This window comes from Gemella morbillorum, assembly GCF_900476045.1.
Taxonomy (GTDB): domain Bacteria; phylum Bacillota; class Bacilli; order Staphylococcales; family Gemellaceae; genus Gemella; species Gemella morbillorum.
Genome location: NZ_LS483440.1, coordinates 489,749 through 500,619 on the forward strand (window position 1 = coordinate 489,749; position 10,871 = coordinate 500,619).

Annotated in this window: 14 protein-coding genes and 1 other annotated feature (1 of these 15 cut by a window edge); of the genes, 13 read left to right on the plus strand and 1 reads right to left on the minus strand. The window is 28.3% G+C overall.

Annotation, left to right across the window (positions count from 1 at the left end; all coding sequences use genetic code 11):
- Positions 1-155 (plus strand) — a binding site (T-box leader); it begins 98 nt to the left of the window's first position.
- A gap of 98 nt (positions 156-253) precedes the next feature.
- From brnQ to DQN46_RS02405, 11 genes are all read left to right on the plus strand, one after another.
- A complete protein-coding gene (gene brnQ, locus DQN46_RS02360; RefSeq protein ID WP_111742875.1) occupies positions 254-1,540 on the plus strand; it encodes a branched-chain amino acid transport system II carrier protein in 1,287 nt (428 codons plus the stop codon).
- Positions 1,541-1,588: 48 nt separating this feature from the next.
- Positions 1,589-2,872 (plus strand): O-acetylhomoserine aminocarboxypropyltransferase/cysteine synthase family protein, encoded by a 1,284-nt coding sequence (locus DQN46_RS02365; protein WP_004632533.1) that lies wholly within the window; start codon positions 1,589-1,591, stop codon positions 2,870-2,872.
- Positions 2,873-3,145: 273 nt separating this feature from the next.
- Positions 3,146-3,532 (plus strand): hypothetical protein, encoded by a 387-nt coding sequence (locus DQN46_RS02370; protein ID WP_111742876.1) that lies wholly within the window; start codon positions 3,146-3,148, stop codon positions 3,530-3,532.
- A gap of 259 nt (positions 3,533-3,791) precedes the next feature.
- The gene (locus DQN46_RS02375) at positions 3,792-4,493 is read left to right on the plus strand and encodes a hypothetical protein (protein WP_004632528.1); all 702 of its coding nucleotides are present in this window, start codon (positions 3,792-3,794) and stop codon (positions 4,491-4,493) included.
- A gap of 378 nt (positions 4,494-4,871) precedes the next feature.
- Complete coding sequence (locus DQN46_RS02380) at positions 4,872-5,378, plus strand: YfbM family protein (RefSeq protein ID WP_111742877.1); 507 nt, start codon at positions 4,872-4,874, stop codon at positions 5,376-5,378.
- Positions 5,379-5,582: 204 nt separating this feature from the next.
- Positions 5,583-5,936, plus strand: a complete 354-nt coding sequence (locus tag DQN46_RS02385) for a DUF2004 domain-containing protein (RefSeq protein ID WP_224207434.1) — start codon at positions 5,583-5,585, stop codon at positions 5,934-5,936.
- A 67-nt stretch (positions 5,937-6,003) separates the two neighbouring features.
- A complete protein-coding gene (locus DQN46_RS08620) occupies positions 6,004-6,504 on the plus strand; it encodes a hypothetical protein (RefSeq protein ID WP_197712524.1) in 501 nt (166 codons plus the stop codon).
- A gap of 27 nt (positions 6,505-6,531) precedes the next feature.
- Positions 6,532-7,113 carry a tetratricopeptide repeat protein gene (locus DQN46_RS08625; RefSeq protein ID WP_197712525.1) on the plus strand — a complete coding sequence of 194 codons (582 nt, stop codon included), beginning with the start codon at positions 6,532-6,534 and terminating at the stop codon, positions 7,111-7,113.
- A gap of 188 nt (positions 7,114-7,301) precedes the next feature.
- Positions 7,302-7,706: a hypothetical protein gene (locus DQN46_RS02395; RefSeq protein ID WP_004632521.1), complete on the plus strand. Its 405-nt coding sequence runs from the start codon at positions 7,302-7,304 to the stop codon at positions 7,704-7,706.
- Between the two features lie 11 nt (positions 7,707-7,717).
- Positions 7,718-7,981, plus strand: coding sequence for a hypothetical protein (locus DQN46_RS02400; protein ID WP_004632519.1), 264 nt, complete (start codon positions 7,718-7,720; stop codon positions 7,979-7,981).
- A gap of 16 nt (positions 7,982-7,997) precedes the next feature.
- Entirely contained in the window at positions 7,998-8,390 is a 393-nt protein-coding gene (locus tag DQN46_RS02405; RefSeq protein WP_111742879.1) for a hypothetical protein, read from the plus strand.
- A 138-nt stretch (positions 8,391-8,528) separates the two neighbouring features.
- Here the strand turns inward: DQN46_RS02405 and DQN46_RS02410 are convergent, their stop codons facing one another.
- Complete coding sequence (locus DQN46_RS02410; protein WP_111742880.1) at positions 8,529-9,554, minus strand: hypothetical protein; 1,026 nt, start codon at positions 9,552-9,554, stop codon at positions 8,529-8,531.
- 394 nt (positions 9,555-9,948) lie between these two features.
- On the opposite strand from DQN46_RS02410, the gene DQN46_RS02415 reads away from it, so the two are divergent.
- A complete protein-coding gene (locus DQN46_RS02415) occupies positions 9,949-10,299 on the plus strand; it encodes a hypothetical protein (protein WP_004632515.1) in 351 nt (116 codons plus the stop codon).
- A 98-nt stretch (positions 10,300-10,397) separates the two neighbouring features.
- Positions 10,398-10,742, plus strand: a complete 345-nt coding sequence (locus DQN46_RS02420; protein ID WP_111742881.1) for a hypothetical protein — start codon at positions 10,398-10,400, stop codon at positions 10,740-10,742.
- Positions 10,743-10,871 lie beyond the last annotated feature (129 nt).

Genomic DNA, 10,871 nt, shown 5'->3' on the forward strand with positions numbered 1-10,871 from the left:
GGAGTCTTCACATTGAGATCGATATACTTAGATTAAGATAGTGACGGGGATGCCCGTTATAGCATTATGAGTATGAGATAGTACTCAAAAAGGTCTTTTTAGTGATAAAAAGATAAATTAAGGTGGTAACGCGTGAGTTTGCTCTCGTCCTTTATGGATGGGAGCATTTTTTTTATCTCATAGTATAAGGTTTTGAGTATTTCTTTAAGTCTAGATTTTTTTCAACAATATATTATATACAAAGGAGAAGGGGATGAAAAAACAAAGGAAAGATATATTTATAGTAGGGTTAGCTCTATTTGGTGCATACTTTGGTGCAGGAAACTTGATATTTCCACCATTATTAGGATTTCTTTCAGGTAATCAATGGTCTTTAGCATCAATAGGATTTTGTGTGTCTGCAGTTTTAATGCCAGTTGTGGGGTTATATGTAATTTCAAAAAATGGTGGTTCTCTTGAGTCTATGACTGGAGATATACATAAAAACTTTGCAAAATTTCTACTATTATTTATAATGATATTTGCGGGGAATATATCTGTACCTCGTACAGGTGCGGTTGCGTATGAGCTAGGATTTAAAGCTCTTTTACCTAATACACCTATTATAGTATTTATACTAGGGTATTTTGCCATAGCGTTATATTTTTCATTAGATGTAAATAAAATGGTAAATAGTGTTGGAAAGTTTTTAACACCTGTTTTGGTAGTTGTCCTATTAGGAATTATTATTAAAGGGATTCTTACTCCAATAGGGCATCCGGTAGTTCCACAAAAAAGTGGAGTTTTTACTCACTCATTGTTAGAAGGGTATCAAACTGGAGATTTAATAGTAAGTTATCTTATAGGAACTGTTTTTATAGGAGATATTATTCGAAGAGGTTATCGTACTAGTGGAGAAAGAAATAAACTTACTGCATATTGTGGTATAATTGCTTTAATCTTGTTGGCGGTCATTTATGTAGGTCTAATATACCTTGGTGCGTCAGTGAGTAGTTATTATCCAGAAAATGTGGAAAGAAGTCAGTTATTATTAGGTATAGCTGAAAGAGTTCTTGGCAAGGGAGGAATGTTATTTTTCTCAATTGCTGTAGTTTTGGCCTGTATAACGACTGCAATTGGACAAATCACATCTATAGCTAACTTTTTCCATGATTTTTCAAAAGGAAAGATACCGCATAAGTTAGCGGCATTTGTTTTTGCAGCTCTGGGGGCTACAATTGCTATTCTTGGTGTTGAAAAAATTGTATACTTTGCCACACCAATTTATAAAGGAGTATATCCAAGTTTAATAGTCTTAATGATTTTAGGTATTTTTCGTAAATATATACCTAATAAGCAAAGTTTTAGATATGCACTTATATTTACATTAGTAGTAAGTATTTTAGAAGCAATTTTATCAGTTTTAAATGTAGCTGTTATCAAAACTTTTATTGATATACTTCCTCTAAGTAATCTTGGATTTGCATGGATTCTTCCTGCAACACTCGGATTTATAGTGGGAGCAATAAAAGGTAATGAACCTTTGACTCAATTTGAATAAAAAGTTTATTAAATAAAAATATATTAATTAAAAAAAGGAGTAATATCAATGACAAATTATAATACAAATACAATATGTGTACAAGGTGGATATGAGCCAAAAAATGGTGAACCAAGAGTGGTTCCAATAGTGCAATCTACAACTTATAAATATGAATCATCACAAAAAATGGGTGATTTATTTGACCTAAAGGATTCTGGTTACTTTTATACAAGACTGGCTAATCCTACAAATGATGCAGTAGCAAACAAAATATGCCAGCTTGAAGGTGGAGTAGCAGCTATATTAACATCATCAGGACAAGCAGCTAACTTTTATGCTATATTAAATATAGCTAAGGCAGGGGATCATGTTATAGCCTCTTCTGCTATCTATGGTGGAACATATAACTTAATAGCTAAGACTATGAAAGATATGGGTATTGAATCTACTTTTGTGGAACCAGATATTTCAGTAGAAGAATTAGAAGAGAAATTTCAACCTAATACAAAATTAGTTTTTGGTGAGACATTATCTAACCCTTCGCTAAATATCTTAGATATAGAAAAATTTGCAAATGTAGCTCATAAACATGGAGTGCCATTAATAGTTGATAATACTTTCCCTACTCCTATATTCTGTAGACCTTTTGAGTGGGGTGCTGATATTGTTACACATTCAACTTCAAAATATATGAATGGTTCAGCAAATGCAGTTGGTGGTGTAGTAGTAGATTCAGGAAACTTTGATTGGGTAAAATATAGTGAAAAATTCCCAGGATTAACGACTCCCGATGAAACGTATCATGGAATTGTCTATACTGAAAGTTTTGGGAAAGCAGCATATATTACAAAGATGACAACGAATCTGATGCGCGATTTAGGATCTATACCTTCTCCACAGAATTCATTTTATCTTGGCGTTGGATTAGAAACATTACATTTACGAATGGAAAGACATTTTGAAAATGCTTTGGAGCTTGCTAAACACCTAGAGAGTCATCCTAAAGTATCTTGGATTTCCTTTTCAGGACTAGAAAATGATAGTCAGCATGAATTGGCAGAAAAGTACTTACCAAACGGATCTTGTGGAGTTATATCGTTTGGTGTTGTAGGTGGAAGAGAAGCTGCAGTTAAGTTTATGGATTCTTTAAAACTAGCTTCAATAGTTACTCATGTGGCTGATACAAGAACTTGCGTACTTCATCCTGCGTCTACTACACATAGACAGATGAATGATGAAGAGTTATTGGCTGCTGGAGTATCACCAGATCTTATTAGAATGTCTGTAGGTATAGAGGATATTCGTGATATCGTAGCTGATATAAATCAAGCTTTAGAACAAATAAATTAAAATTTATGAAACAAGTATTGTAAATCAATAAAGAAATTGAATAAAAAATAGTATACATTTTGAACTGACATCTTAAAGTTAGACTAAAAGTTTCAACTTTAGGGTGTTGGTATTTTTATGATAGAATACATAATTTAAATTTTAAAAAGGAGTATTATTAGAAAAGTTATTGAATATTATAAAAAGTATGGAGAAGATGTACGACACCGGTTACATGAGAATAAAGAGTATTCTTTCAAAAAAAGAAATTTATTGTAGAATTATACTTAACAAGTGGTATATTTTGATAAAAAATATGGTTGGGAAAAAATAAAAGATATTGGTCTACATACAATTGGTTCAGTTTGGACTAAAGATGGAAAATATTATTATTTTGATGATTTGGGTAATAATCAGCTCGTGAAGAATATGGTGTTTGAAATTAATGATAAAAATGTGGTGAATGAGTTGTTATCAAATTCAAATAAAATTAGTATAGATAGGATTAGAGACATAATTAATCAGAAACAAACGCAAGTTGTTGATGGCAAAGTCCAATTTAAGGCCCCCGTGAAATATGGAATGGATTATCGTATTGTTTTAGTGCTTGTGTCAGTAGTGGTTATTTTCATATGTTTGCTAGAACGTAGATACAAAGAACGGGGAACAGATTATAAGTAAATATAATTATGTTATTAAAGAGAGATTGTTATTAAGAAAGGTTTCGTGTATATTCAATAGTAAAGTAAATTAGTAAAATATAAACAAGTTTTCTATGCTACTGTTATTAGTAGAGGAAAGCTTGTTTTAATTTTTAAAATCAACTTTTTTATGTATATAAAAGTTAGTTTTTGACTTCTTCAAGAAAATTATATACTGTTATGGTATAATTAAAGTAGTAAAATTAATAATATATAATAGGCATATGAGGTAATAGATAATGAGAAAAAAACAACTTACACTAGAACAGAAAAAACTAGAGTGGGATCTTACGATTATTGGAATTATAACTTTCATGGTTTTTGGGATGTATGCAGTTTATGGTAATCAAATGAAAGGTTTTCTTACAAATAATAGTATTAATGTAATATCAAGATTATTATTAAATGCAGGGGTACAGTTTGGAGTAGCGGGGTTAGGAATAGTTATTGTAATGATTTTAAGAAAAGAAAGTTTTTCTGAGTATGGGTTAAAAATGAAAAACATTTTTAAATCTATACTAGGTACTATTCTTTGCTTTTCTCCATTAGTCATTTATATTTTTGCTTCAGGGAATTTTCGTGGTTATCATCCGTTGAAGATTATGCTTACTGATGATGTACTTTCTAGTGGATTTCCAACAAATATTTTTGGAATGGGGATGATTGTATTAGTTTGGGGATTTTTTGAAGGATTTAATTATGCGGTTATATCTGATAAAATCAACAAACGTTATCATTCAAAAAGTATCTTTGCGAACTATGGAGCTATCACTTGTGCATTAATTTGTCTGCTTTTTCATCCAATACATACAGATTTTTGGGGAATTATTGAGTTAATTACTACATTCTTTGCCATTTATGGAATGTTAATAGTACAAACAGAAACAAAAAATTCTTGGGGATGTATTTTTGCATTTTGTTTTATTTGGAACGCTTTATAAATGGGAAATTGTTTATATGGTACAATATAAGAATAGACTAAAAATGCTAATTTCATTTGATAAATATATATTAAGTTAACTTTTAGTTTTATTTTTAATTCAAGATGAAGGTATCCATTATATAAAGAACAGATGAATTAAAAGTATTAAATAAATCTATTGTGATTAATATACAATTAGAATTTATTAATGTGAAAATAGAATATACTGATTGATACTATATTAACTATTAGTATTGTAAAAATAATTAAAGATAGAAATAGCACATTAAGTATTCTCTATTAATAAACATGTTTATAAAAGTTGAAGAAAATAATTCATTAGATTATCTAAATAAGTCAAAAATTAAAGAGGTAATAATTTAAGGAGGAGATTAAAATGGGAATAATAGCAAATTATCAATATTTAAGTGATACGAATTTACAAGAACTTAAATCTTTTTATGCAGAAGTAGATGATATTTTTGAGGAAGTTGAAGATTGGAATGATGAAGCTGAGATACTTCTTGATATCGATAAGATGTGGGATGCTCTTCATTTTGTACTTACAGGAGTAAGTTGCAGCGAACCTATAGAAAATAATGCTCTTAGCGAAGCAGTTGTTGGAGTATTCCCTATTGATGGTATAGAGGAATATATTAGTTATATAGAAAAATCAAGAATTAAAAATATAGTTTTTGCTCTTGACAATTTTGATATAGAAAAAGCTTTAGAAACTTTTAGTATGGAAGAATGTAAAGAAGCGGAATTATATCCAAATATCTGGGGTTATGAAGAAGAAACTGACGAAATAAAAGAAGAAATAATGGATTATTTTCAAGATATGAAAGATTTTTATAAACAAGTGTTAGAAGAAGATGGGAATGTATTGGTTACAATTTATTAAAGAGTCATAGATAAGGTAGAGTAACGAAGAATTAAAAATATTTTACTTTAATTAGAAGATTAAAAGTGTTGGAGGAAAATTAAAATTAGTAAAATTAATCACGAGTTTTTTGGAGAGATAAATACGGAAGAAGGTGTAGACGAACAATTTGAGGAGAAACTTGATGATGTTCGTGTATTATGGGAAGAAGAGTATAATGGAATTATGACGACACTATGGTATGATAGTGGTTATGAATTTAAAGTAGGAGTTCTTGATACATTTGCTGAATTTTTACGCAATAGTGAAAACTATTTTGAGAAAGCTAAAGAAGCTTTAAAATGTTATTTAAAAGAGGATGATCAGTATATTGTTTTTCATGAAGAAGAATTGGAATTAGATATATCAGATGAAATTTGTGAATTTGTAAAACAAATGAAAGTAGAATTAATTTCGCTATGGGCTGGGGAGAACTTTATTAGTGTTGATTTTATGATTAACCCAGAAGAAAGTGATCAAATTTTATGCGTGAAATTCAATGATGGTTTAGAAGTAGAAAGTATAGACTGGGAGAGTTAAAAGAACCCTGTAGAAATTAATAAAGTAGTTTTTTGTAGTTCGTAATGAGCTTGGGATGGCGGTATTTATGAAAAAATTAATAAAAGAATTTTGGAATGTATTAAAAAGTGAATATGAAAATAAACATAAAGAAAATATGTTTAAAAATTATAGTCAAACAGAACATGTTTTAAAAAACTTCAGAACATATTTAAAAGACCTTTTTTGTGAATATCCATCTAGTGTAGATGTTGTTTGTATTTTAGCTTCTGTAGAATTAGAATTAAGACATGAAAAAGACGCAATTAAATTATTAGAAGATTTTGTTTTAAAATATAATGAAGTAATTAATGATGTTGATAAAGCAAGAATTTATACTAATCTAGGATTCTATTATGAAGCTGATAAAAAACAAGATGAATATTTGTTAAAAGCCGACAAGCTTAATTCTCCCTTTATTGAAACATATAAAGGCTTAGCACTAACTAGTTTTTCAAATTATGAACGTAATAAAACAATTGAAGATTTAGATAATAGTCTAATGTATTTTGAAAAAGCGCTAAAAATAACTAAGGATTATGAAATATAATTTGGATATGCAGTATGTTTATTTGAAATGAAAGAATATCAAAAGGCAAAAGTTATTTTTGAAAAACTATTATCAGAGTATCCAGATAGAATGCGCTTGTTGTTATGTATTGCTTATTGTGAAGTATATTTAGGCAATAAGGAAGAAGCAATCTATTATTTAAAAAAAGTTGAAGTAGGGCAAGATGAGAAGTATTATTTAACTACTGATGATATTGCAGATTATCAAGTTTTTGAAGCTTATTATGTTCTAGGAGAATACGACTTATTTTTGGAAGAGTGTGAGAAAGTAATTCTTGATTATTACTTTGCTGACTGGGAACATTACTATTACACACTTTGGCTTAAAAATAAATATGAGAAATTTTATGAATGTGTAAGTAAGTATAAAGATGAAATACTTCAAAATATAGAAGAAACGAAAATGGATGATGATTTTTCTTGTGAAGAAGAGAAGCAAGATTATATTAAAAGTTATGAAGAAGATTTAGAAAAATTAATAACAATGTCTAATAAAATTCAAAATGAGAATTATAAACCTATAATTAAGTTAGAACTATATCCTGAATATGGTTGCTTCTTAGTTGATTGTATTAGGCATAATTTTTAAAGAATACTGTTGAATACAGAAATAATCTTTAAAAGAAATCATACACTTATAGATTTAAAAATTAAAAAGATAAGTGTTTTAGATATCGATAAACTTTTTTTTAAAAAAATAGGGTGTAATAAAAATAAATAAGTATAAACACATTAAAAATGAATAAAAAATATATAATAAGGTAGGATGGTAAGCATATGAAAAAAATTGATACACAATATATTAGTGAGAAAAAAGCAGATTTAGAGGAAATAAAGTATATAGTTGATAATATATTTACAGAAGATAGTGAAGAATGGCTATGTCTTTATGATACTTCAGAAAAAAATCCAAATTACGTTCAGATACACTCAGAAATAGAGTATTTTGAAGAGGATGCTTTAAATTTTTTACAGAAAGTTTTACAAATTCCATTAGATAACATAGATGAAATAGAAGGTATTTACTTAGTAGAATGTAGAAAGTATAAAGATAAAGCTGATTTTAGACATTATCGTGCCTTTTTCCTAGATGCAGATGTAGTATATTCTTATTTCGAAACATACATGAATGATGAAGAAATTAATGTTGAGGGTTGGTATGATGTAACTAAAGAATTTTAAGAGGAATAAGCATGAATGATAGGTTGAATATTGATCAAATAATAAATCTTTTAAAGCAAAATTATCAATATGTATTTATAATAGTGGGCTTACTTTATACATTGGCGGCAATTTTTGATTTTGCAGGAATAAATAAATATAGTACTGCAGATTCAGGGGAAAACCTTAAAAGGTTTGTTTTCGAAAAATTTGGTGAGGTTGGATATAAGGTTTTAAATATTACTATAGGAATAGTATTGATTTTATATGGAGTATTAGCTTTAATTTATATTTAATAAAGGAGAAAAAATAATGGATTTTATATTAAAAAAGGGAGATTTTATTTTTAATAAAAATCAATATTCATCTTTTTATGAATGTGAGGTAGATGGATTTAAATTTCACATTAATGAAGAAAATTTTACTGAAGAAGAATTAGTTTTTTCAGGTAAATTACTTGATTTATATTCTGAAAATTTAACTAAAATAATAGATGCCTGTGTGAAATCGGAAACTTTTAAATATTGTTATCCTGATGAAGATGTTCATAGTATTGAGGAAAAGCTAGGTAAACCGATAATTAGAAGATTTGGGAATCTAAGTGTTTTAACCTATACAGAACATGAGCTTGATGCAGATCATCTTTTGGATATTGAAATTGAGGGTTTATATGATGAAATATTAGATATTTCTATAGATGGTTAAAATTAAGGTTTGAGTTATCAAGAAATAGGAGATGTTAAATTTGGTGATATTTGTACACCATGATATTTATTTATGGTTTGATTAGTTAGTATGTATTAAAATACAGTGGGAGAAATATGGGAGTATGCTTGATAAAGCTTACTCCCATATCGTATGTTGAGCTCGTACACTATAATAGAATGGAGAAGCATCTGCTGTGAAGTTAGCTTGAATGATATATCTTTGCCATAGTGTGTAGTCAGCTGTCTGTAACTTAAGTAGGAAATCTGTATCGTGCTTTACTTCTTTGTAATCTACAGGGTTTAGTGAAAAAATATCTGTTAAATTTTTTGTTCTAAAATCATCGATAGTAAATGGAGCTAGGTCTTTATGATTAAATTTAACAGTAGATAGAACTGTACTATCTGCCGGAATTTTATAATATGTTATGGTGCAATTCTTAAGCTTATCAACATCTTTCCACGTAGGGGTAATACTCATAAAACCATAGGATTTTTCATCGCGAACTATCTCTACAAGCTCACCGTAGTAAAAGTGATCATTGCGCTTATTTATAATTTCACTTTCAGGTGTTTTTTTAGTAAAGGTGAAGCCAGCATCTAAAAGTTCAGACGCCTTTGTTTTACCAATAATCACATTAGTCTTATCTAATTGGATTTCGATAGGTTTTTCAGGAAAACCTGTTATTGATATACAAAGAGTAAAGGCAAACGAGGTAAAAAAGATTGAACCGATTACAGCGTTTGATGAAGAATATCTGTAGGCTGGTTTCTTTTTTATATTTAGCAAGAGTAGAATAAGTCTGCTGGTGTAGGTAAATATTATGACAGCAATAACAATAGCAAATTCTGCTTTTAAACATGTATACAATGTTACTGGGAAGTTGTGAGTTTTATAATATATTATAATTAAAAGAAATATATTAGCCAAAAAGAAATTTAAAATGAATAAAGTGGCTTCTTTTAATGCAGTAGAGTCTGTAATATCATCTAATTTTCCAATAGCAAATCTTCCTCTAAATCCTTGCCCAAACTTATATATCCATTGGGGAACATCATTTTTCTCTAGTACAGCTACTAGAAGCCTAAAGTAGATATAAATTGTAAGTAAAAATAATAGTAATACAATAAAGCAAAAAGATAAAGTTATTATAAAAAATCCCATAGATAGCGCTCTTTTCTAAATAAAATTAATACACTATTATTATATCATTATATAAGACCTTAAGACAAAAGAATTTAGTAAAAAAATTATAAATAATCTAATTATTTATAATTTTATATTTACTTTAATATTTACAAAAATTCAAAAAACTTATAATTTAAAAAACTATCTGTATAAGATATGTATATTTTTTTAGTAATGTTTAAAAAAAAGGGGGAAATTGCTATAATAGTAGTATATAAAATGTTTTGGTGCGGATTAGATAATTTAGCTTTTTAAATTCTGGAATAGAGTTTAAAAATGAAGGAATATCAGGGATGAATGTGTTTATTAACAAAATATGAGTTTAGTTAGAAATAAGTAGTAAATATATTTAATAAGGAAAATTTAGATTATGAGATATTACATTGATGAAAGAGAAAAATTAGCAAAATTAATATTAAGAAGTTCAATAGGACTAGATATATTTATTTATGCAGGCTTTTTCTTCGGTTTTGTATTTGGTATTGCTGGAGCAGAAATTGGATTTTGGTTATTAGGATTTGTTTTTAGATATGGTGTGCATATAGGAATAAGTAGTGTTGTATTAAAAATAGTTGTTATAATTTTATCTTATAAGAAAGATACATATAAAAAGAGGGAATTACTTTCGGTTGGTTCATCTTCAATGGTGCTGTTGTTTATTATAGGTGCAATAGTGTGGGGAATTTACTATATTGGTAAGATTATGACTGCTGTGGGATAGGCAAACTAAGAGAGCATAGTATATAAAATATAGAAAAAGTATAAATCTAAACTATTATACACATAGTATTAGTGAAATAAGATGCAGGATTGAATTATATGTCGCGTAATTTTTTACCTGAGTTAAAACACAATAATTATTATGAAGCATTTAATATTTATGCAGATTTGAGTGATAAATTCTTAACTCAAGCTAAAACAGATAAACCTTATGATAAAGGTAATCTTCCGAAAGAACCTGTTAGTATATTTTGGATTCCTATAGTAATAGGATTAGGCATGTTTATAGCTAGATTTATCGTGAAGGGAATGGAAAATCAGCTTGAAACTGTTAGACCTGCTTTGGCAGCAAATAGCTACATTAAAGAAAATAGTTTAAATGTAACAAGATTAGAAGATCAGTTTCTTTATAGCACAGTTAATAAAACTGCAAAACCAAAATAGACAAGTAGCTCGAGTGGTGGAGGTAGTAGCACACATACTTCATCGTCTGGACGTACCCATGGAGGGACTGGTGGTAAGTTTTAAAAGATTAAATAAATAACCTGTATAATTTTTATCTAATATTGAAAT